The organism is Ruegeria sp. Alg231-54 (assembly GCF_900143525.1).
Classification (GTDB): Bacteria; Pseudomonadota; Alphaproteobacteria; order Rhodobacterales; family Rhodobacteraceae; genus Ruegeria.
Genome location: NZ_FREZ01000011.1, coordinates 1 through 20,480, shown reverse-complemented (window position 1 = coordinate 20,480; position 20,480 = coordinate 1). Strand labels below are relative to the sequence as shown.

The 20,480-nt window shown below is 53.4% G+C and carries 18 protein-coding genes and 3 pseudogenes; 15 read left to right on the top strand and 6 right to left on the bottom strand.

The window, feature by feature from the left end; genetic code table 11:
• From DHN12_RS17835 to DHN12_RS17825, 3 genes are read left to right on the top strand one after another with little or no spacing between them, the layout of a single operon-like run.
• Positions 1–1,419 carry an aminobutyraldehyde dehydrogenase gene (locus tag DHN12_RS17835; protein ID WP_108861408.1) on the top strand — a complete coding sequence of 473 codons (1,419 nt, stop codon included), beginning with the start codon at positions 1–3 and terminating at the stop codon, positions 1,417–1,419.
• Positions 1,419–2,159, top strand: a complete 741-nt coding sequence (locus DHN12_RS17830) for an SDR family NAD(P)-dependent oxidoreductase (RefSeq protein WP_108861407.1) — start codon at positions 1,419–1,421, stop codon at positions 2,157–2,159. Before DHN12_RS17835 ends, DHN12_RS17830 begins: the two co-directional genes overlap by 1 nt.
• Positions 2,159–3,091, top strand: coding sequence for a 3-hydroxyacyl-CoA dehydrogenase NAD-binding domain-containing protein (locus DHN12_RS17825; protein WP_108861491.1), 933 nt, complete (start codon positions 2,159–2,161; stop codon positions 3,089–3,091). Before DHN12_RS17830 ends, DHN12_RS17825 begins: the two co-directional genes overlap by 1 nt.
• On the opposite strand, the gene DHN12_RS17820 is transcribed toward DHN12_RS17825, so the two are convergent.
• The gene (locus tag DHN12_RS17820; protein WP_108861406.1) at positions 3,069–4,100 is read right to left on the bottom strand and encodes a GlxA family transcriptional regulator; all 1,032 of its coding nucleotides are present in this window, start codon (positions 4,098–4,100) and stop codon (positions 3,069–3,071) included. The two genes, DHN12_RS17825 and DHN12_RS17820, sit on opposite strands and share 23 nt — an antisense overlap.
• Before the next feature lie 121 nt (positions 4,101–4,221).
• Between DHN12_RS17820 and DHN12_RS17815 the strand changes: the two are divergent.
• The 4 genes and pseudogenes from DHN12_RS17815 to DHN12_RS17800 all read left to right on the top strand — a co-directional run bounded on the left by DHN12_RS17815 (position 4,222) and on the right by DHN12_RS17800 (position 6,808).
• A pseudogene (locus tag DHN12_RS17815) lies at positions 4,222–4,929 on the top strand (IS6 family transposase).
• A 104-nt stretch (positions 4,930–5,033) separates the two neighbouring features.
• Positions 5,034–5,361: pseudogene (locus tag DHN12_RS17810) on the top strand (DDE-type integrase/transposase/recombinase); the annotation flags it as partial.
• A 135-nt stretch (positions 5,362–5,496) separates the two neighbouring features.
• Positions 5,497–5,874, top strand: a complete 378-nt coding sequence (locus DHN12_RS17805; RefSeq protein ID WP_159090056.1) for a nuclear transport factor 2 family protein — start codon at positions 5,497–5,499, stop codon at positions 5,872–5,874.
• Between the two features lie 88 nt (positions 5,875–5,962).
• Positions 5,963–6,808: a universal stress protein gene (locus DHN12_RS17800; RefSeq protein ID WP_108861404.1), complete on the top strand. Its 846-nt coding sequence runs from the start codon at positions 5,963–5,965 to the stop codon at positions 6,806–6,808.
• 95 nt (positions 6,809–6,903) lie between these two features.
• On the opposite strand, the gene DHN12_RS17795 is transcribed toward DHN12_RS17800, so the two are convergent.
• Together DHN12_RS17795 and DHN12_RS17790 are read right to left on the bottom strand one after the other, a co-directional pair.
• The gene (locus tag DHN12_RS17795) at positions 6,904–7,449 is read right to left on the bottom strand and encodes a flavodoxin domain-containing protein (RefSeq protein ID WP_108861403.1); all 546 of its coding nucleotides are present in this window, start codon (positions 7,447–7,449) and stop codon (positions 6,904–6,906) included.
• 338 nt (positions 7,450–7,787) lie between these two features.
• On the bottom strand, positions 7,788–8,972 hold the full coding sequence (locus tag DHN12_RS17790) for a ferredoxin reductase family protein (RefSeq protein WP_159090055.1): 1,185 nt from the start codon (positions 8,970–8,972) through the stop codon (positions 7,788–7,790).
• 401 nt (positions 8,973–9,373) lie between these two features.
• Here DHN12_RS17790 and DHN12_RS17785 point away from each other — a divergent pair, with 401 nt between their 5' ends.
• Both DHN12_RS17785 and DHN12_RS17780 read left to right on the top strand, forming a co-directional pair.
• Positions 9,374–9,877 (top strand): Hsp20/alpha crystallin family protein, encoded by a 504-nt coding sequence (locus DHN12_RS17785; protein WP_108861401.1) that lies wholly within the window; start codon positions 9,374–9,376, stop codon positions 9,875–9,877.
• Positions 9,878–10,095: 218 nt separating this feature from the next.
• Positions 10,096–11,688, top strand: coding sequence for a trypsin-like peptidase domain-containing protein (locus tag DHN12_RS17780; protein WP_108861400.1), 1,593 nt, complete (start codon positions 10,096–10,098; stop codon positions 11,686–11,688).
• Here DHN12_RS17780 and DHN12_RS17775 read toward each other — a convergent pair whose 3' ends face one another.
• Together DHN12_RS17775 and DHN12_RS17770 are read right to left on the bottom strand one after the other, a co-directional pair.
• A complete protein-coding gene (locus DHN12_RS17775) occupies positions 11,689–13,305 on the bottom strand; it encodes a hypothetical protein (protein ID WP_108861399.1) in 1,617 nt (538 codons plus the stop codon). It lies immediately after the preceding gene.
• A 43-nt stretch (positions 13,306–13,348) separates the two neighbouring features.
• Positions 13,349–14,569 (bottom strand): APC family permease, encoded by a 1,221-nt coding sequence (locus DHN12_RS17770; RefSeq protein WP_058274668.1) that lies wholly within the window; start codon positions 14,567–14,569, stop codon positions 13,349–13,351.
• Between the two features lie 437 nt (positions 14,570–15,006).
• Between DHN12_RS17770 and DHN12_RS24870 the strand changes: the two are divergent.
• A pseudogene (locus DHN12_RS24870) lies at positions 15,007–16,037 on the top strand (Na/Pi cotransporter family protein).
• 556 nt (positions 16,038–16,593) lie between these two features.
• Positions 16,594–17,178 carry a c-type cytochrome gene (locus DHN12_RS17760; RefSeq protein WP_234416682.1) on the top strand — a complete coding sequence of 195 codons (585 nt, stop codon included), beginning with the start codon at positions 16,594–16,596 and terminating at the stop codon, positions 17,176–17,178.
• Between the two features lie 15 nt (positions 17,179–17,193).
• On the opposite strand, the gene DHN12_RS17755 is transcribed toward DHN12_RS17760, so the two are convergent.
• Positions 17,194–18,351 (bottom strand): cation:proton antiporter, encoded by a 1,158-nt coding sequence (locus DHN12_RS17755; RefSeq protein WP_108861396.1) that lies wholly within the window; start codon positions 18,349–18,351, stop codon positions 17,194–17,196.
• A 199-nt stretch (positions 18,352–18,550) separates the two neighbouring features.
• On the opposite strand from DHN12_RS17755, the gene DHN12_RS17750 reads away from it, so the two are divergent.
• From DHN12_RS17750 to DHN12_RS17735, 4 genes are all read left to right on the top strand, one after another.
• Positions 18,551–19,000 (top strand): phasin family protein, encoded by a 450-nt coding sequence (locus DHN12_RS17750; RefSeq protein ID WP_108861395.1) that lies wholly within the window; start codon positions 18,551–18,553, stop codon positions 18,998–19,000.
• A gap of 57 nt (positions 19,001–19,057) precedes the next feature.
• A complete protein-coding gene (locus DHN12_RS17745) occupies positions 19,058–19,465 on the top strand; it encodes a universal stress protein (protein ID WP_108861394.1) in 408 nt (135 codons plus the stop codon).
• A 62-nt stretch (positions 19,466–19,527) separates the two neighbouring features.
• The gene (locus DHN12_RS17740) at positions 19,528–19,899 is read left to right on the top strand and encodes a sodium/glutamate symporter (RefSeq protein WP_306418412.1); all 372 of its coding nucleotides are present in this window, start codon (positions 19,528–19,530) and stop codon (positions 19,897–19,899) included.
• A gap of 277 nt (positions 19,900–20,176) precedes the next feature.
• A partial coding sequence (locus DHN12_RS17735) for a transposase (protein ID WP_199913540.1) occupies positions 20,177–20,480 on the top strand: 304 nt, incomplete at its 3' end.

Here is a 20,480-nt window from a genome sequence, read left to right as displayed (position 1 = left end):
ATGCAGACGAAAATGTTGATCAATGGCGAATTGGTCGAAGGTACCGAAGAGGCGTTGGAAATCCTGAACCCTGCAACAGGCGAAATCATCTGCACAGTAAAAGAGGCCGGCGATGCACAGACCGAGGCGGCAGTGCGCGGTTCGGCAGAGGCATTTGAGACCTTTTCGGGTACGACCCCCGCGGAACGCGCTGCGATATTGCTTCACATAGCTGAAGTTATCGAGGCGAACAGTCTGGAGTTGGCAGAACTTGAGAGCTTGGATGTGGGAAAACCCTGGCCATCGGCTCATGATGACGAAATGCCGCTGACGATCGATGTCTTTCGCTTTTTCGCCGGGGCTGCGCGCACCATGATGGGGTCTGCCTCTGGAGAGTATGTCGCGGGTCATACCTCGATGATCCGGCGCGACCCCATTGGCCCTGTCGCGGCCATCGCCCCCTGGAACTACCCGCTGATGATGGCATCCTGGAAAATTGCTGCACCAATTGCGGCTGGATGTTCGGTGGTGTTGAAACCTTCCGAGATCACGCCGCTGTCTACTCTGCGACTTGCAGAGTTGTTACAAGATGTTCTGCCAAAAGGCGTGCTAAACGTGATTCATGGTCGCGGGCTCGGCGTGGGAAATACCCTGATGAACAGCCCGCAGATGGAAGGGATCAGTGTTACGGGCTCTCCGGCGACAGGCATGGCTGCAATGCGGGCTGCTTCCCAGAAAATTAAACACGTTCATCTGGAATTGGGCGGCAAGGCGCCGGTCATTGTCTTTGATGATGCTGATCTCGATGCTGTGGCCGAGACGATCCGATATGGCAGCTACTTCAATGCCGGTCAGGACTGCGCACAGCCTTGCCGCGTGATGGTTGCAGACAGTGTTTACGACAAACTTGTGGCTGCGATTGCCGATCAAGTTGGCCAGATCCAGACTGGTGCACCGAAAGCTGAAGGAACGGAAATGGGCCCGCTTGTCTCTGCGGCACAGCGGGATCGAGTGGCTGATTTTGTCGATCGCGCACGCTACAGCTCTGAAATCGTTTCCGGTGGGGCGTCTGGCGAAGAAGACGGCTTTTTCTACCAGCCGACAGTCATTGCCAATGTCGACAACACTGCAGAGATTGCCTGCAACGAGGTATTTGGACCTGTTGTAACTGTCTCTCGTTTTTCCGAGGCAGAAGATGCGTTGAAGATCGCCAACAACGTACCTTACGGGTTGGCCTCATCGGTTTGGACACGAGATGTTGGGAGAGCAATGCAAATGACGTCCAAGTTGCGCTATGGATTCACCTGGGTAAACACGCATGGGGTTGCGACCCCCGAGATGCCATGGGCCGCGATGAAAGGCTCGGGCACAGGCAGTGATATGTCGGTCTATGCATTGGACGCTTATACTGCGATCCGTCATGTCATGGTGGCACACTGATGCGGTTGGCTGGAAAACGCGCCTTTGTTACAGGCGGCAAGCAGGGCATTGGGCGGGGCATTATTGAGGCGTTCATGGCTGAAGGGTCCGCTGTCACTACCTGCGGGCGCGGCCCTCAACCCGATGACCTTCCAGAAAACGTAATTTGGTACACACTGGATGTGTCTGACGCCGAAGCGGTTGCAGAGATCGTCAGTATAGTCGGTGGAACAGATATCCTTGTAAACAACGCCGGCGTTCAGGTCGAAAAAACTGTTACCGAAAGCTCGGACGCGGATTGGGACTTGGTGATGGGCGTAAATGCGCGAGGCGTTTTTAACTGTTGTCGCGCCTTCATTCCAGAAATGTCGCAAGGTGGCTCGGTCATCAACATCGGTTCGATCTCGGGCAATGCCGCGGACCCATCGATGGCGCTCTACAATGCGTCAAAAGCGTTTGTGCATGGGCTCACACGCTCTATCGCAGTGGACCATGGACCAGCGGTTCGCTGTAATGCGATCTGCCCGGGATGGATTGAGACGGGCATGCTGGACGCAGCGTTCGACCTCGCGCATGACCCGGAACAGGCCAAATCCGACGCGCTGGCTCGCCACGCGGTCAAACGCTTTGGCAAACCTGCCGATATTGCAGCGATGGCTGTGTGGCTGGCCTCTGACGACTCGTCTTTTGCAACCGGCCAGTTGTTCACGGTGGACGGTGGCCTGACGGCAGCCTCCCCCCTTAATCCGGGACTGTTATGATGTCAGAAATTGAAAGAACCGCCATTCTTGGAGCCGGTGTGATAGGGGCAAGCTGGGCCGCGTTGTTTCTCGCCTCGGGCCGTAGCGTGACGGTCTTTGACCCCGATCCGAATACCGAAGCATCCGTTCGCTCTTATGTCGAAAAAGCCTGGCCGGCACTGGACGAGTTGAACCTCACAGATAGGGCCACACCCGACGCTATCACTTTCGTTTCAACCGCCGAGGCGGCTGTCCAGGGCGCGCAATTTGTTCAGGAGAACGTGCCAGAAAGACTGCCAATCAAGCATTCGACCTATGCCGGGATTGAGCCAGAGTTGAACCCTAACGCAATAGTTTCAAGCTCAACTTCCGGCCTGACGCTTGAAGCTTTGCAAGAGGGATGGCGCGATCCTAGCAAATTGATCCTAGGTCATCCATTTAACCCACCGCATCTCATCCCATTGGTCGAATTGACCGTCAACGAATCCACCGGTTCAGATGTTTTGGACCGCTCAGAAGCTTTCTACAAAGACATTGGTAAAATAACGATCCGGATCAAGAAAGGCATGCCAGGACATGTCGCGAACCGTTTGCAAGCCGCAGTTTGGCGCGAGGCCGTTCATATGGCGGTCGAAGGTGTCGCCAGTATCGAAGACATCGATAAAGCGATGTGGGCTGGCCCGGGACTGCGGTGGGCCGCGATGGGTCCGACAACCCTTTTTCACTTGGGTGCAGGCGATGGTGGCCTGCAGGCCTTCTGTGACCATTTCAAAGACACATTCAATGGTTGGTGGGACGACCTGGGCGACCCTCGACTTGATGAGGATGTTATAAATAAATTGGTCGATGGCATTAAGGATCAGACACAGGGGCAAAGTACCGAAGAGTTATCAGCGCAACGCGACAAGATGCTTACAGCGATGCAAAAAGCTACCCAACACCTTCGGACTTGATGTCGGGATTGAACATTGGCCAAGCGCGAAACTCGAACGGGGTGCGGCCTTCTATGCGATCCGCACTGGGTGTCAATCCAAATCGTTTGCGGTATGCCCGGCTGAAATGAACCTGTCCATTAAACCCTGATGCTTCCGCAACCTCGCTGAACTTAAGCTCAGTTTGCGTCACTAATCCGCGCGCGCGATCAAGGCGAATGTCGCGGTAATACTCGACCGGCGACTTATGGACATATTGCTGAAACAATCGGCTAAGTTGTCGTTGCGAAATCTTCAACCTCGCTGATATTTCAGGGATCGACAAAGTGGCTTCCAAATGCGCCTCCATCAAGTCGATCGCGTCCCTTACCACCCCAGAGGTGACGTACCCCAGCGGCTCCATGTCTTTGGGGTTCTGTGATTGGCCTTCACCGCGCACGTTGTGATGAAAAAGGTATCGAGCAGATGCATTGGCGATACTTTCACCAGCGACAGAATGTACAAACCGCAGTCCCAGATCGGTTGCTGCAGAACCCCCGCAACAAGTGAAAATCTTTCCATCCATAATAATCATGTTCTCTGACACGGTGGTGTCATGGGCCGTTTCGGCAAAGGCGTCGATGTGTTCATAGTGAACCGTTGCGGTCTTTCCTTTGAGTAGTCCAGCCGTCGCAAGAACAATCGCGCCAGTATCCAAACCTCCAACGATTGCTCCATCCGATTCCCATTTCTGTAGGGCTACCTTGAACTGAGGTGTCCCGTGACGCTCAGGTGTCCAACTTGTACTCACCAGAACCATCCAAGGCTTGCGCCTCACCACCTCCGCCAATGGGGCGGTGTCAACGACCAAGCCGCTGCTGGATTCAATGGGACCACCGGGGTCTGAGATATAGGTCCAAGAAAATCGAGCCGAACCTGTCAGGTAATTTGCTACTCTGAATGGATCCACGAAAGATGTTGTCGCCGAAACATTAAAATGCGAACTCACCAAAACAACTATGTCTAGCTTGCGATCTATTGGCTGCGTCATGGCCGATTTTGTAAAACAGCGTCCAAAATTGTCAATTATGTTTCGGGAATACGCAAAAAAACCAAAGGGGCACTGTCAGAAGAAACTCGCTTGAGCCGAGGGAGGGTCGCAGCTTCGCGGGATGACAAGACGCTCGCGCTTCCGCTACTTCAAAACCAGCCCTGAGATCATCCGCCTGACGGTGATGATGTACGTTCGGTTTCCACTGTCACTTCGTAACGTCGAAGATCTGCTGCATGAGCGTGGCATTGAGATTAGCCATGAAACCGTTCGGTTAAGGTGGAACCGGTTTGGCCCGATGTTTGCCGCCGAGATCCGTAGAAATCGTGCAAGTCGAATGCGTGCATATTCAGATTGGCAGTGGCATCTGGATGAGGTCTTTGTGAAGATTAATGGCGAGACACACTACCTTTGGCGGGCCGTTGATCACGAGGGTGAAGTGATGGAAAGCTACGTCACTAAGCGCCGTGACTGCAAAACGGCATTGAAATTCCTCAGAAAATCAATGAAGCGCTATGGCCAACCTGAAGTGATCGTGACGGACAAGTTGCGATCTTATGGCGCTGTGATGAAGGTCATCGGCAACGCGCCAAAGTAGGAAACCGGTCGCTGGCTCAACAACCGCGTTGAGAATTCCCACCTGCCATTACGACGAAGAGAACGCGCCATGCAACGTTTCAGGCGTATGCGAAGTTTGCAGAAATTCGCCTCCGTCCACTCCTCTATCTACAACCACTTCAACCAGGAAAGATCGCTAGCCAGCAGAGATACCTTCAAGCTGACGCGCAGCGCTGCTCTTGCCGAGTGGCGCGAACTTGGTGCGGCATAAAGGGAAGCTTTACTGGCCTCGTTGAGACCGGTTCGAATTCGTCTGACAGCACCGTCAGACGAACTTGTCTTGCGACGGGGCAGGGGGCTGAGTAGCGTCCGCGGATGACGAAACGCAGCCCGTTCAGATATTTCAAAAACGAGCGAAGAGAGAACCCGCCTTGCGGTGATGATGTATGTTCGCTTCCTGCATTCGCTCCGGAACGTCGAGGATCTGCTTCATGAGCAGGGCATCGATATCTGCCACGAAACTGTCCGCTACTGGTGGCATCGGTTCGGGCCAATGTTTGCGGCCGAGACCCGAAAACGTCGCGTCGAGGGGATGCGGTCGAGCCACTGGCGTTGGCATCTCGATGAGATTTTCGTAAAGATTAACGGCGAGCGCCACTATCTCTGGCGCGCAGTCGATCACGAGGGAGAGGTTCTGGAAAACTAAAGGGCAGCTATACTGGCTTAATTGAGGCTGGTTCGAACCGGCCGCACAGTATCCATCAATATGCTCATTGATCCTTGTCAAGATTTGAGCGGGCAAGAAGTGGTACACTCAATGGTAGCTCAGGGGGGATTCATGGAAGAGTTAATTGAAATCGGTAGATCCTTCGTCCAGGCCATGCGTGAGCGCAGGGGCCTTGGAAGTGTTGATGAAATGTATGCCGAAAACGCACAGTCGATAGAGGCAGTCGTGCCTCCGGTTAGACAATTCCGCGTTTCGAAGGGGCGAGAAGCCATCAAGGGAAAAAGAGAGGATTGGTTGGCATCGCACGAAATCCAGGAACTCGACGTGGATGGCCCCTACGTCCACCCACCCAACCGCTTTGGAGTGTGCTTCAGGGCTGAAGTGATTCAGAAGGCTACGGGTGAGCGTATAACCCTGCGCGAGATCGCAGTGTATTCGGTGGCGGAAGGCAAGATCGTTTTGGAAGAGTTCTTCATGCTGCCGAAGTAAGACGAGCGACAAACAATATCGTCTATTTGCTGGTTCAATCAGTGCGCACGGCTCTTGGGCGAATTGAAATTCCGGACGGAGGTCGGGAATGCAACATAGAACAGTGGCGTATTACGTAGGAATTGATACTGACGACGCGTCGATTCTGGAATGCGCTGAAATTTCCCGTAACCAGAACAGTCACTTGATTTGCGTATTGATCGCGGATTTACCCAACCTGCCTTACCTAAAGTATGGATCAAACAGGTTCGTTAAGGCGGGTCTTCCTTCAAACTGGTTGGATGTTCTTAACGGAAAGAATGCCGCCTTGAAGTCCCGCGCCTCCGAAGTTGAAGCGCTTCTGGAGGGGCAGGGCGTATCTGCAGATGTAATTGCCTGTATGGGATCTGGAACAGAGTTACAGCAGCTTGTGGCTGGCCAAGCCAATAGCTCTGATATCGTCTTTCTAGACGCTGAGTTGCGAAAAGACCCCGATTTGTTTCATAAGATCGCGTACGGAGTATTGTTCCATTCGCCGGTCGCCCTGATGATAAATGGAGATCCGTTTGCCCAACGTGACTGCATTTTTTTAGCATGGAATGATAGCCTGCCTGCGTCTAGGGCTGCGCATTTAGCTTTACCCATTCTTCTGGCTGCCAACGAAGTTGTGATTGGGTGTTTTGATTTGCCGTCGCCTGATGACGTAGAAGGTCAAGTGCCCGGATCTGACCTAGCTGGATGGCTCAGCCATCACGGTTGCACCGTGACCGTGTCGCAGTTCCCGTGCGGCGGGAATTCAATTGAACACTGCATTCAGGAACGCGCACGAGAACTGGGGGCCGACCTCGTTGTTATGGGCGCTTACGGGCATTCCCATTTGCGTCAGTCGGTATTTGGGGGAACGACGCAAGCAATGTTGAAGCAGACAAGGTTGCCAGTGCTATTTGGACACTGATGAAGAGAATTGGCGACTGTGATTTGCTGGGATTGGTAGCTTTACACGTTCATCGGGTGATACGGGAACAGCCTTTTTTATTTTCTCGCTTGAGGTTAAAGCTGATTTGCCCGACCGGTTCCGCCAAGAAAATCTATCACAATTGACATCAGTTCATCCCAGTTAGTGAACTCCTGCGCCCCATCTCGTGGATCGATTTTTTGACCGAGCAAGACAACGTGCTTAAGGATCTCCCTCTCAAAGTACCCGTAGTTTTCCGGCTTCACTGCGCCTGAGACCAACGCCGTTGCATCTGGTTCAAAACCTGTTCGCATTAGCATTTCGTTGAGATAGTCGCGCGCTTCTTCTCGACCTGACGCGAAAGCAGCTTTTAGACCGACGGAAAGCACGAGAGACTTTCGTTTCATTAGGGCATCTCTATTTGAAGCGACAAAAGCCTCGAATGACTTGGGGTGTCTACGCTCGTGGACAGGGGCCAGAAGAACAACCTTGACCACATCGTCAAGCGATACGTGGCTGGACATTTCATCGGTATTGATCAGCTTTGCGTTGAAACCGGCATTCTTCGCGACCCTGCTGATGAAGCGCGCAATCTTTTCTGTCTGGCCTTCGATTGTAGCGAAGGCGATGAGTACGGTCATTCCGATCCTCCCATAAATCGGTCTGAATAGATTGCTGATTATGAATAAGTGGCCTGCGCTGCCCTTGATCTCCATCAAGGGCGTTACTTGGGAGCGTATCGGGAGAGTTGTGGTACGCTTTTGTTGTCCACGCAGAGCATGTTTTTAAGGAAGTTCGCGACGACCTACATCTCGAAGCAAATCGGCCTTTTTTAGCTGACAATTTTTGAAACTGGCCATGGCCCAATGGCTTGTTTTGCTACCTTAAAGAAAAGGCCAAGACAGCGACGAGGATTATAAAACTGATGCACCACACCGTGATCTTTACTCGTTGGCGTGCGGGCAGGTTTCTGAGCAGTCTAATCATAGTCAAACCTTTCAGACAAAATCCGGTGTGACGCGGTGCCCCGAGTGATCAGATGATCTTCGACGGCGTCCATCATGGCAGGGGGGCCGCAGAGAACAAAAAGCCAGCTCTCAAATTGCTTAGAAGATAAATTGCGGTCCAACAGGGGACCGTCGACCAAACCTGTTTCGCCGCGCCAATCCTTTGGCGGTTCGGATAGAACAAATACCGTTTCTTCTTCGGACAACTCCCGGGGATAAACAATCTGCTCCTCCACCCGGTTGCCATAGATAAGCTTGAGATCGCGCTGTGTTCCACTCAACCGAACCTGACGCATAATGCTCAACATGGGCGCGATCCCGACACCACCTGCGATCAGAACAAGGCCTTTCTCAGGGCGGTGGCTAATCGACAGATTCCCGTAAGGTGCATCCAGAGAGACCGGGGTTTGCGGAGCGATCTGTCCGAGACCGCATGTGAAATCCCCAAGCTCTTTGATCACGAATGAAACTTCGGGGCCTTCGGCTGGTGCTGAACTAATCGAGAATGGGTTCTCGTGCAGCGAGAAAGAACTGTGGCCGACGTTTAGCCAGGCAAACTGCCCTGCTTCGAAGGTTAGTCCGTTGTGACCATGGGGCTTGAGGCGCAACTCCCATTGCTTCGGTGTTAGTCGAGACACAGAAGCAACGCGCCACGGCTTTTTCCTCTGACGCAAAGGGCGAACGAGATAGACATACAGCAAAGTTCCAACTGCAATACTGGTCAGGGTAACCCAGAAATACGTCAGTAGCGGATGCCCACCGTAGCGCCCAGCATAGACAGTGTGGTGCAACAGGAGGCAGGCAATCACCAAGGCTCCCAGCCCGTGCAAGAGGCGCCATTTCTCGTATTTGTAATCAAGGGATTTACGGGCAATTGCCGAGACGACCAGAATGAACAGTAAAAAATATGCGCCGATGCCCGATAACAGCGCAGAAAAGTCTGTCGAAATCGTAAGTTGGTTTGTTTCATCCCACGGGCGGCGTCCGCCAGAAGGCGTACCCTGATACAGAAGCGGGTGTATCAGCGTTAAGCCGAGTGCTGTACGCGCCATCAACTGATGCACCCGCATGGTCACATCCATACCTAAGCCGGAAGAGATGAACCTGAACCGCCCAGACAGCAGGAACTCGACTAAGATTATTGAAAACGCAAGCATCCCAAGCCCAGACGCGAGCTCTTGATGAAATGATCGCGGTGGCCATCCCAAAGACCAAGAAAAACCCAAGGGAGCCAAGATCAGCAAAACGTAAATCAACGCCAGATAAGGCCATTTCATACGGTTTTGCTCCACTGTGCTAAAGGTAGGCAATTCGGGCTCATTTAGAATAAACGCTAAGCTGACCTGGGGTTCCGATCAAGACTACTAAGGTTGGTGGTAACTCCAGCACGACGTGGCAAGTTTGTTGGACAACGGTTCCCGTTTTTCTGTTCGTTCAGCCGGTGCGTGTGATCTGGCGAAGGATGAGGTTGCATGTTTGCGCAAGATCAAAGTCCATAACCACGCTGTTTGTCATAATAATGCGCGCGCGAAACCAGACCAAAGGAGGAGGCTAAAAAATGCTAGAAGACAAGAAGTCCCCGCAACTTTTCACTGGAACGCATCCGCTCTCCGAAAACTTTCGGCGTGAAATGGAAACCTTGATGTCGCGTTTTTTTGGGGGAGGATCACCCTTCCTGCCAATGGAAACTGCTGCGAAACGTACGGGTTTTCCGTCTCTTGACATGACGGGTGCGATTTCACCGGCAATCGATGTCCAAGAAACGGATTCTGCGATTGCCCTGACGGCTGAATTGCCTGGGCTCGTAGAGGATGATGTGGAAATTGAAATCAAGGATCGCAGGCTAATCCTGCGCGGTCAGAAGAATATTGCGCATGATGATACGGGTGATCTGTGTGTCAGCGAAAGAAGCTATGGGAGCTTTTCCAGAGCCATGCCGCTGCCAGACACTGTGGAAATCGATAAGATTTCAGCAACATTCGACAAAGGCGTTCTGCATATCGAAATGCCGAAGACTGAGCGACACGATCCAAGCCGAAAGATAAAGGTATCGTCGAAATAGACGGTCTGTTGGCGCGGTACGGTGCTTGAAAATGCCAAAGCAGAGGGTCGATCATGGATCGGCCTTCTTCGAGTTGCGGACTGATAGTTTTCTTTAGTTACATCCGGGAGCAATTCTTAAGCTATTGTATATATACGTTTTTTAACGCTCACGCCAGGCCATGGGTTTGGTGGTGCAGCGTGGTAGAATGCCCTCACGCGTTTGGATAAGGGAGCACAATGCGAAAACCAGAAGAGAGCGGCATGACACCCTCAGGGAATGGTGGTGAAGGTGAGGTACGGGCCTTTCTGGAGAGCCTGACAGGTCCATCGCGCGGAAACGTGAACTGGCTTGTCGATAAAACCCTAACTGTTTCAGTTGACGATGGAAGGGTGCTAAGCCTTCGACCTAGGGATGACCTGCCTCCCCATGTGAACGATATTGCCACACTACAGTGGGCTGACGAAGGTTACACGATAACCGCGTCAGCAGGGCGCAATGTATGGGTAAACGGGCAAAATGCTTCATCGGTGTCTCTGAGGCATGGCGACATGGTCGAGTTTGGCGAAAAGGGCCCGATGTCTCGATACAGGTTGTGCGATCACTCATTTCCCGCACACCACACAGTCGAAGATATCCTCAGTGACGCATATGCTTACACCCGAACGAGCCGTCGACCCTTCGCCAAAAAGATGTCTGGTGCCCTGCGCGATAGTGGGCGGCGGCTTGCGTCTCAGACCACGATATTGTTCAGGATCACAGTACTTGCAACGCTTCTTGTGATCGCGGGGTTTGGTTACCTACTTTACCAAAACGACCGGCGATTGGCGGATAGTATCGAACAGGAATCCCGCAAGATTGAAGCGGTCGCGGTTATGCTCGCTCAGACGCGAGAAGATGCACTTGCGCCTGATGATTTGGCTTCGTTGCGTGACGCTTTTGAGAACCAGGTTTTGTCGACCGAGCAGCGTCTTGGAACCTTGGAGCAACGGGCGGGGGCACCCACACGGGTGATAGCTGCCTCCACTCAATCTGTAGCTTTCCTTCAGGGGGCTTATGGATTGCGCCACGTGGAAAGTGGGAAGATTTTGCGGCACGTTTTGGGACCGAACGGAGAAAACCAGAGTACCCCGTTTGGCCAGCCTTGGATCGAACCGGACGGGACCGGCGAACCCGCAGAATTTCAGTTCACCGGAACCGGGTTTTTGATTGCTGGGGTACCGTTGATGGCCACCAACCGCCATGTCGCTTTGCCCTGGACCTCGGGGAGTCGAGAAAAAGCGCTGAACGACGCTGGTCTCAAGCCTGAAATGTTGAGGCTGCTGGCCTATTTGCCTGATCAGACGGAACCAATAGAGGCGCGTTTGGTCCGGTTCAGCGAAGCGGCAGACTTGGCGATTTTGGCAGTAGAGCCTAGCCGCGTTCACGACCTCGGCATTCCGTTGGCGGATGCCACGTCGCGCGTAGGTGAAGAGCTTTATCTGTTGGGGTATCCAACGGGTTTGAAAGCATTGATCGCGCAGGCTGGTCCGGGCTTTTTAGAGGAACTGGAAGCAGAAGGGACGTTGAATTTTTGGTCGATAGCGTCCCGACTTTCAGCACAAAGCAAGATACACCCGCTAGCAAGCCGGGGGATAGTTGCGCGGACAAGCGGGAGCGCTATAGTTTATGACGCCGAGACCACGACCGGTGGGAGTGGAGGGCCAGCATTGAATCGGCGAGGCGAGGTCGTTGCCGTAAATGCTGCGATCCTGCCCGAGTTTGGCGGTTCAAACATCGGCGTCCCGGTCTCACATCTCAGAGCTCTGCTAGGAGAGGTCGAAAGCCAGTGATCATTCGCTCGTTCGGAAGCGCGAGTTTTGAACAAAGAACACTGTGGCCAGTGGAACAATCATCGAGATCACGGCCACGGAGATCAGCAAGTACCCAAGTTGGCTGTAGTCTGCGGTAGACGTGACTTCACCGGTCTCTGGATTTGTGACGGCGCGAGTGACGACGTATGTTTGGTTGAGGTATTTGGTGCTAAGGCTGCTGGCCGACAAAGCCATGTTTGTGAACGATGCCATCACCGCGAAGAAGGTCGCTTTCAACTGAACAGGGGCATTGCGTGCGATCCAAGCCAACATCGGGACCATGGCGATCTGTCCAAGCGGCGATTCAACAGCTGTATCAAGAATGGCAATGAACCTTGCGTCGACAACTCCGCCGGTATGCGCCGCCGTCCATTCGTGCACACCGTAGTAGAGGGCAAGGTTAGGCAGGGCGAGAACGCCCGCCGCAATCGTTAGCAACACCACCACATGCGCAATCGAGCGGGTGGCCATAAATGGTCGAAGGACGATTAACCCGAGCAGGGCCAGCATCGAAGTTAACAAAGCCAGAATTGCCAGGAATTGCTCATCGAACCCCAGTTCATCGATTTCAAACCAAGTCAGGCCTGGTCCCGGCAGAGGAACGGCACGAAATACAAAAATGACTGTCGCTGTCCCGATCAAGGCTTTGGCTTGGGCTGGTTCCAACTCCTTCAGCAGACGCGACATGAGGTAAAGGATCACCGTCAGGGAAACCGCAAAAACGGTCTCTTGCGCGAATTCGAAATCTGCGGTTCCCAGCACGATGCTGAGCACAACAAATGCAAGGCCGCCGAGCAATATGGACCATTTGACTTCGGTGGCTTCATCCGGCGTATGTGGCGGGTGGCCGCACTTAATAAGCTGACGCTGGATAAAGCTGTGAAGAACGACTCCACTAACGGACAACACCGGGATGGTCAGAGCTATCAGATATACTTGGCCATAAAGCGCAAGGCGTTCGGATTCTTGCAGTTCTTCGGTTCCAGAGAATATCCAGATGTTTACAGCCGCAACCGCCGCAAACCCGGAAATGATCGAAACTCTGCCCAAGGTCTGCATCGTTGTGTGCTGTGCACGAGTTTCTTCCGGCAAAAATGGTGCGCCGCTCTGGTCAACCTTTGGCACCGCCTCAACCGTCATGGCGTCGGCAACAACGTCCTGAATTGCATAGCCCGAAGGCGCCAAGAGCAAGGCAACAACATACCAGTCTTCCAGCGGCATGAAACTGGACATCAGCGCAGGTGCGGTCACGAGCCCGTACATGGCGAGCAAAGACAACGTGATCAAGGACGCGCCGAACAATATCAGCAGGGACTTCCAGCGCCAAAACAGGTCCACGACATGACCAAGCGGCATTTTGAGTATCCACGGGATACCAGCCCAAAATGCTAGCCCTGCAACGAAAGAGGCGGATAAATCGAGGTAGTCTTTTAGGAAAAAAGCACCGACGACCGAGGTCAGGCCGGACACGCCGGCCGCAAAATAGACCATCAATGGCGGCAGATAGGACCATTGCAGCTGCTGAACCAGATCCACAAACGTTCTATGCCACCAGGCTGAAAGTTTTGATCCTATGGAAGTTTGGTCAGTCGTCATATGCCGTGGCAGTTCGTTGAGGCCTTTGGGTCGTTTTGTCTAGTTAGAGAAATCCAGATCCGAAAAGCAATGCACTGGTGATCACCCCAAGGATCGGTACCACAATAGGAACTCGGAAATGCTTGGCGGCCTCGTCCGGCTGCATCTTCAGCTGGATCAGCGAAATGTTGACGAGCACAAAGACGCCCAGAACGATCTGAGACGTGCGCTCTGCCAGGGTACCAATCGGTATAGTTTGGGTCAGCAGAACGATGATTGCGACGACCAGCAAAGTAGCAACTACTGGTGTCTGCGTTGATTTAGGGACTATCGCCAGAACCTTCGGCAAATGGTCACGGTCAGCTAGTCCGTAGATCACCCGCGAGGCCATAATCATCTGAATCAGTACTCCATTGACTGTCGCCACAATCGCGACTGCGGAAAAGCCCTGTTTGATGACCTCGGGCGCGTTTGAAAACACGAGCGCGAGGGGTGCTGCGGAAGTCGAAAGAACATCGATCGGCACAACAAGTAGAACCGTCATTGAGGTTCCTAGATACAACACGGTCGCCAGAACGAGCGTTAGCAAAATCGCTTTTGGGATGGTGCGCACGGGGTCTTTAACCTCTTCCGCGACATTAGCCATGTCCTCGAAGCCAACAAATGCAAAGAAAGCGAGAAGTGATGCTGCGAAAATGCCTCTCCACGCGTCGAGTTCCAGCGGCGGAAGCATCGAACTGATCCCGTATCCCTGCGGATCCTGGATCGACATGCCCCAGCCAATCACAAAGAGAAGACCTGCGATCTCAATGATCGTGATGACAGCCGCAATAAAGACAGACTCAGTGATCCCCCAAAGCGCGATTAAACCCATGATCAAAACAACACTGATAGTCAAAATAGGGATCGCAAAACCGGTCAAAGCGTGAAGGTATGATGCTGCGCCAATTGCAACGGCAGAAGCGGAGATAACGCCCGAGGCTGCCACCGCAAGCCCAACGAAAACCGCCATCCAGTTTTTCCGAAATCCCGCCTCAACATAGGCTGCTTCACCTGCGCTGACAGGAAATCGAGTTGCGAGTTCTGCATACGAAAGCGCGGTGAGTGATACGACGAGCGCGGCTACAACGAACGACAACGCCGCAAACGGTCCGGCAATGTCTGCTGTTGCGCCGACTAAAACGTAAATGCCCGCTCCGACCGTTACCCCAAGGCCATAAAGCGTGAGCAACGGGGTAGTAAGGGCCCGTCTGAGTTTTTGTTCGTTTGGATCAACAGAGTTCATAAGCGATTTCCGCAAACTGCCCATTCAGAACGTCGTCAGTGGCGTCCTTCTCGTTTTTTCCCAATTGGCACAGCGGCTTAATCCGATGATCAAAGCTGCACCGAGTGCCTTGTGTCTCAACGTCTGGGCGCATTGGGCGCAAATAAACTAACTGGGGGCTCGCCACCACTCCTGCCGAGCCCCCTTGGGTGGAGCTTCCACTCCTCCAAAATTCCGTTCACCTTTGTGTTTGCTTGGGGACAGGACGGTGAACGTAGAGCACGTTGAAACATTCGTATTTCACTATGTTATTCATGTTGGTGCTTTGATCTATGTCAATCAATTCGCGGCGTCGGGTCTGCGAGGCTGAACGCAAACCAGCTGTCGTTTGTTGTCGGACTTAAAGGCAAAGCAAACATGTTAGGCGGGGTTGGATTTAGGATGGAAAGCTATTCGTGATGCTCTGGAACCTGTTACCAGCCTTGGGCGGCATCGGCCTGTTCCTTGTCGGAATGCTGTTGATGACGGACGGATTGAAGGCTTTGGCAGGGGCGCGACTGCGAGATATTTTGGGCCGGTTCACGTCGACACCGTTTACCGGGGCGATAACAGGCGCGGTCACGACAGTTGCAATCCAGTCTCCAGTGCGACCACCGTCGCGGCCGTCGGATTTGTCGCGTCTGGTCTGCTCACGTTTCCCCAAGCGCTTGGGATCATCTTTGGGGCCAATATCGGAACGACCATGACAGGTTGGCTCGTGGCGCTCTTGGGATTCAAGCTAGACCTGGGGCAAGTGATGTTGCCCGTTGTTTTCGTCGGGGCTTTGCTGACGCTTTCGGGAAGAAAAGCGGTTTCCGGCCTTGGGTTGGCGTTGGCCGGGTTCAGCTTGATTTTCATTGGGATCGAGCAGCTTAAGTCCGGGCTGGACGCATTTCAGGGCGTAGTTACACCTGCCGATTTTCCACCAGACACACTGCTGGGCAGGTTGAAGCTTGTATTGATCGGCGTCCTTATCACGATGGTGACGCAGTCTTCGAGTGCCGGCGTCGCAACGGCATTGGCTGCGTTGAGCGCTGGTGCTGTGAACTTCCCTCAAGCGGCGGCTCTCGTCATTGGAATGGACGTGGGGACAACTTTCACCGCTGCTCTGGCCACCTTTGGCGAGGGCACGATGGCGCGTCGCACAGGTTTTGCTCATGTGATCTACAACGTGATCACAGGGGCAATGGCATTTTTCCTGCTGGGGCCGTATACTGCGGTCTTTGTCAGCGGGGCGGGGGCCGGAAACTCTCTGACTGCGCTTGTCGCATTCCATAGTTTCTTCAACGCCATAGGCGTGGCGCTGATCTTGCCGTTCGCCAAACCCTTCGCCAGATTTTTCGAGGCGCTCGTACCCGACAGAGGTGCTGAGTTAACGAGATCTTTGGATCCTCTAGTCCTTTGGATGCCGGAAATCGCCGTGGATGCGGCAAAAGCCGCAGTAGATTAAATTGTTAGGGCTGAAGTGGCGCATCTCCGGTCATGTATGGGGGCATCTCAGCCAAGCGGAACCGACTATGGGTGGGACAACATTGAAACTGCCGTGTCCGAAGCGCGCTCGTACCTAGACAAGATAGAACTGCCCAGCAGGTCCGACGTAGAAATATCCAGCATCAAGGGTATGTACCATGTCCTCGATCATCTTGACCGACTGCTTTACCGGTGTAGCCAAGGTGATCGGATAAGCGAGTTACCAAAAGACCGGCGTTTGAACCGGCTTGCTTCTGTGATGATTGCAGCAACTGATGGTTATTTGGAAATCGACGATCCACTGAAGTGTGAAATTTTGCTGAACAGAGTTCGCCGATTTCTGCGGCGACAGAGCAAACTTCGCAGAGACTTGCTCATCTCCGACGCTGCGACTGACAGTCTGCCGGACGACGTGGTCTGGGCTCGCTTGGATGCCCTCAGATGGTTGCATCGAGTGTCTTATCACCTCTGGCGAATTCGTTGGCATTTGAACGCATTGGAAGGAGTGCCGTCTGGGCGCAAGGGTGGCGAGGTCAATGACGAAGTGGCTTAGTTGGAGGCCGGCCTGGATTGGATTTGGTGCGTGCTCAAACGTTATTCGACTGAAACGCCAATGCTCGTACTGGTGCGGACAACATGAGCAAGGTCAAAGACATTCCTTAGCTATACTGTTTAATGGGATCTTCACTTGTGGCAGAGATTTGGAGGAGAATATGCAGGTTTATCGAGGGATTTTACTGGCACTGTTAGTCACGGGGCCTGCACTAGCGCAGGAGGTCAGCGTCAGTGAGGGAAGTGATTTGTACCGGACGTATTGCTGGCAATGTCACGGTTTCGAAGCGACCGGAGACGGGCCAATGGCGGAAATGCTGGCTATTCGAACACCCGACATCACCAAGTTGGCGGGCCAAAACGACGGTGTGTATCCAATAGATCGCATAGCTGAACAGATTGATGGTCGTTCACAATTGCTCGCCCATGGTGGCGAAATGCCAATCTTTGGCGCGGTGTTTGAGACAGACCAACAAATCGCGGTGGCTTTGCCCAATGGGCAACGAATAATGGTAGGCCTGCCGTTGGCGAATTTGCTCGCCTTTTTGGAAACGATCCAGACTGACTAGTCACTGGCCGATTTACTAATCCGTATCAGCCGTGCGTCTGATTGACATGAGAGTAAGTGGCGGCCCCAACACCTCGAAGGCCACAGTGCTGGCTAGAGTAAAGGCCATGATGGACGCGGCCCAATTCGGAAATTGCTCTCCGGCAACGAGTGCCATTCCTACCGCGACACCAGCTTGTGGCAACAAAGCGGGACCGTACCAGTGGGTCTGACGGCGAGGCAGGCCGCCCAGTCTCGCTCCGCAATACCCCCCGACAAGGCGGGCAACGGCGCGCAAGATCAGGAAAAGAGCACCAGCCCAGCCCATCAAGCCGAAGGCTTCGATATCCAATGTGGCGCCAGCCAACAGGAAGAACAGAATCATGAATGGCCACTGAATGTGCTCGATCTCATGAAAAGCACGGTCGTGATGGCGGGCAAGATTCCCGATCACTGCGCCCGCAACCATGCCTGCGACAAGGAACGAAACTTCTAGCCACAACGAAAGGCCTGCTGTCAGAAAGACGATTCCCACCGCTTCGGCTTGCATCGGCTCTCCTGGGTTTAAGCGGCCGGTTAGGTAAGCGGATGGCACGCCTAGTGCGGCACCCAACAAAATAGCCCCCCCGAAATCCCATATCGCCGTGGTCGTGACAGCGGCCCAACCGTTAGAATGACCAGCCAGAACCAAGGCGATGCTGAAAACGATCAGCCCCCAGGCGTCATCAATTGCGACTACGCCCTTTAATGTCTCGGTGAAGCTGTTGGACACCCCAGATTGCTTGATCACGTCTGCCATGGCGGCCGGAGCTGTAGCCGTAGCAACCGCCGCCAACACTAACGCCAACCCGAAGGGTACGCCAATTGCGGACAGTCCAACCGACACAATAGCAAGGGTCGCAACCACGATTGAAATCGAAATCGTCAGAATAGCTCTGCCATGCTGAACCAAGTTCTCGCGGGTCAAAGATCCTCCAAGAAGAAACGCGACCATCGTCAAGGCAACAATGGAGATCTCATCGAACCACTTGGCAACGTCGACCGGGATCACCCCCAATCCTGCGTTCCCGGCAATTAGGCCGAGGAAAAGCAAGGTTGTAACACGAGGAAGATGTGTGGCCCGGCCAAGTTGGTCGGCCGCCAATCCCGCAAGGAAGAGAACACCAAGGGTAATCAGTAAGCCGGCAATGTGCATAGAAAACCAAGCGTTAAGTTCTTGTCTAGACTACTCTAACTCCAACCCTGCCTGCTAGGAACCGATGTCGGAGAAAATTCGAGTGTCCTGTCGCAACCTAAGCCTAAGGTCCTAAAATAAGGGGTATTGATCTGTATTAAGGCGAAAGCGCGCCGCAGGTGGCACAATAGCTCATTCAGGAAATGAGGAGGAGTTTTCGATGTCGACAAAGAAATCCAACACAAATAGCCCGACCTCACTTTTAGATGCTTTCAAGCAAATTCAGCCGCCCATGTCTGGCAATTCGGCCTTCGGTGCCCAGATCGAACAATTTTGGGACGCACAAGAAAAATTGCTCGAAGAAACAGAGGCCTTTGCGCAACATTGGTTCGAACGGCGTCATGAGGCGGTCCGGACGGCTCTGCAAGCTGCACGTAAAGTGTCTTCTGCGAACCCTTCGGATCCGTCGAAAGCCCTTCAAAGCATGACGGAATGGCAGCGCCATTCGGCTGAAAGGTTGGTTGCTGACGCGCAGGAATGGTTCGAAACCGTGGCCCGTTGTGCATCTTATGTCGCTGAAACCGAAGCTGAAGCTGTTGAGAAAACAGTTGATGATGTTGCAGCCGCCACAAAGAGCGCGGGGAAATCTTCAAAGTCTGAGCCTGTGTAGGTTTCCTGCTGCCGAAAAACCAAATTGAAATCTTCGGAGCAGTAGATAGGAGGTCAAATGTACAAGAATATCCTGATCCCGGTTGCTCTGGACCAAGAACACAATACACAAGCGTCCTTCGAGGCCGCACGCCAATTGGCTGATGCGGGCGCTGTATTCACCGTGATACACGTACAAGAGCCGATTCCGGCTTACGTAGGGTCTCAGATTCCCAGCGAAGTACTTGCTAATACGCGGCATGAAATCTTGGAAGATCTACATCAGACTGCCTCTGAAGTTCCAGGCGCGAAGGCTCGACTCATCTCTGGGCACGCGGGCAGGGCTATTGTCGACTTCGCAAATGAGAGCGATGCGGATTGCATCGTCTTGGCTTCGCACAAGCCTGGTTTCGAGGACATATTTCTAGGTTCCACTGCGAACAGAGTCGTGCATCACGCCAAGTGTTCGGTTCACGTAATTCGATGATCCAAAGTTAGCGGTGTAAGTTCTTTATGGAGTGGTCCAAATGGCCCGCGGGCACTCCTGCGATGAACGTGATTTCCGAATTCAGCCTGTCGGTGTTTCTGGCAATGTCGCTGATGAGCATTGAGTTGTGGACCCCGGCCAGCAGCGCGGGAGTTTTAATCATCACCATGCTTTTGCAATCCGTCGCGGCCGTCGCGTTTATAATTTTCATCGTGTTCCGCCTGATGGGAAAAAACTACTTCGCAGCCGTCATATCAGAGGGGTTCGCCGGTTTCTCTTTGGGTGCAACGCCAACCGCCATTGCTAATATGACTGCAGTCACGCAACGGTATGGCCCTTCGCCAGTAGCGTTCATTGTTCTGCCTTTGGTGTCAGCTTTCTTTGTCGATCTTGCGAACGCGTTCATAATTCAGTGGTTACTTGGATTTAGTTGAAACACTGTGTTTTGGGTCAAATTTACAGAATTGCCTCTGCAGATCTAGTTCGGTTTAGCCCGCGTCGTGGAACCTGCAAAGTCCAGTTGTGAATGTCCGCTTAGGGCTGGGACCGGTCCTCAGCAACCATTGAGCCAACGGCAAATTTGCCCCGCAATGCAGTCATTCAGGCAGAGCGCGGCGAACGTCAGCTTTGGGCCGATACCGTTGAAAAACTCTTCCTTGATTGGTTCGCCAACGACTGATTCAATTCTGTCACCGAGCGGGAGGGTTTGCGATGATGGGACCAAGGCAAGAGGCGCAAGCGGCCTTGTTCTACGAGTTCTCGCTGGAGGAGCATGTTCCCCAGGATCACCTGCAGCGGTCGATTGATCTGTTCGTCGACCTAAGTAGCATCCGCGCGCACCTTGCGGATTTCTACAGCCACACGGGTCGCCCGTCAGTCGATCCTGAACTGCTGATCCGGATGTTGCTGGTGGGATATTGCTTCGGCATCAGGTCGGAACGGCGACTTTGCGAGGAGGTGCATCTCAACCTGGCTTACAGGTGGTTCTGCCGCCTCGATCTGACCGACCGCATCC

Coding starts and splice junctions, on each gene's coding strand:
- DHN12_RS17800 (WP_108861404.1), top strand. CDS start 5,963: ATGCAACATAGAACAGTGGCGTATTACGTAGGAATTGATACTGACGAC.
- DHN12_RS17745 (WP_108861394.1), top strand. CDS start 19,058: ATGTACAAGAATATCCTGATCCCGGTTGCTCTGGACCAAGAACACAAT.
- DHN12_RS17770 (WP_058274668.1), bottom strand. CDS start 14,569: ATGAACTCTGTTGATCCAAACGAACAAAAACTCAGACGGGCCCTTACT.
- DHN12_RS17820 (WP_108861406.1), bottom strand. CDS start 4,100: ATGACGCAGCCAATAGATCGCAAGCTAGACATAGTTGTTTTGGTGAGT.
- DHN12_RS17805 (WP_159090056.1), top strand. CDS start 5,497: ATGGAAGAGTTAATTGAAATCGGTAGATCCTTCGTCCAGGCCATGCGT.
- DHN12_RS17795 (WP_108861403.1), bottom strand. CDS start 7,449: ATGACCGTACTCATCGCCTTCGCTACAATCGAAGGCCAGACAGAAAAG.
- DHN12_RS17790 (WP_159090055.1), bottom strand. CDS start 8,972: ATGCTTGCGTTTTCAATAATCTTAGTCGAGTTCCTGCTGTCTGGGCGG.
- DHN12_RS17825 (WP_108861491.1), top strand. CDS start 2,159: ATGTCAGAAATTGAAAGAACCGCCATTCTTGGAGCCGGTGTGATAGGG.
- DHN12_RS17740 (WP_306418412.1), top strand. CDS start 19,528: ATGAACGTGATTTCCGAATTCAGCCTGTCGGTGTTTCTGGCAATGTCG.
- DHN12_RS17830 (WP_108861407.1), top strand. CDS start 1,419: ATGCGGTTGGCTGGAAAACGCGCCTTTGTTACAGGCGGCAAGCAGGGC.
- DHN12_RS17780 (WP_108861400.1), top strand. CDS start 10,096: ATGCGAAAACCAGAAGAGAGCGGCATGACACCCTCAGGGAATGGTGGT.
- DHN12_RS17750 (WP_108861395.1), top strand. CDS start 18,551: ATGTCGACAAAGAAATCCAACACAAATAGCCCGACCTCACTTTTAGAT.
- DHN12_RS17755 (WP_108861396.1), bottom strand. CDS start 18,351: ATGCACATTGCCGGCTTACTGATTACCCTTGGTGTTCTCTTCCTTGCG.
- DHN12_RS17785 (WP_108861401.1), top strand. CDS start 9,374: ATGCTAGAAGACAAGAAGTCCCCGCAACTTTTCACTGGAACGCATCCG.
- DHN12_RS17835 (WP_108861408.1), top strand. CDS start 1: ATGCAGACGAAAATGTTGATCAATGGCGAATTGGTCGAAGGTACCGAA.
- DHN12_RS17775 (WP_108861399.1), bottom strand. CDS start 13,305: ATGACGACTGACCAAACTTCCATAGGATCAAAACTTTCAGCCTGGTGG.
- DHN12_RS17760 (WP_234416682.1), top strand. CDS start 16,594: ATGACGAAGTGGCTTAGTTGGAGGCCGGCCTGGATTGGATTTGGTGCG.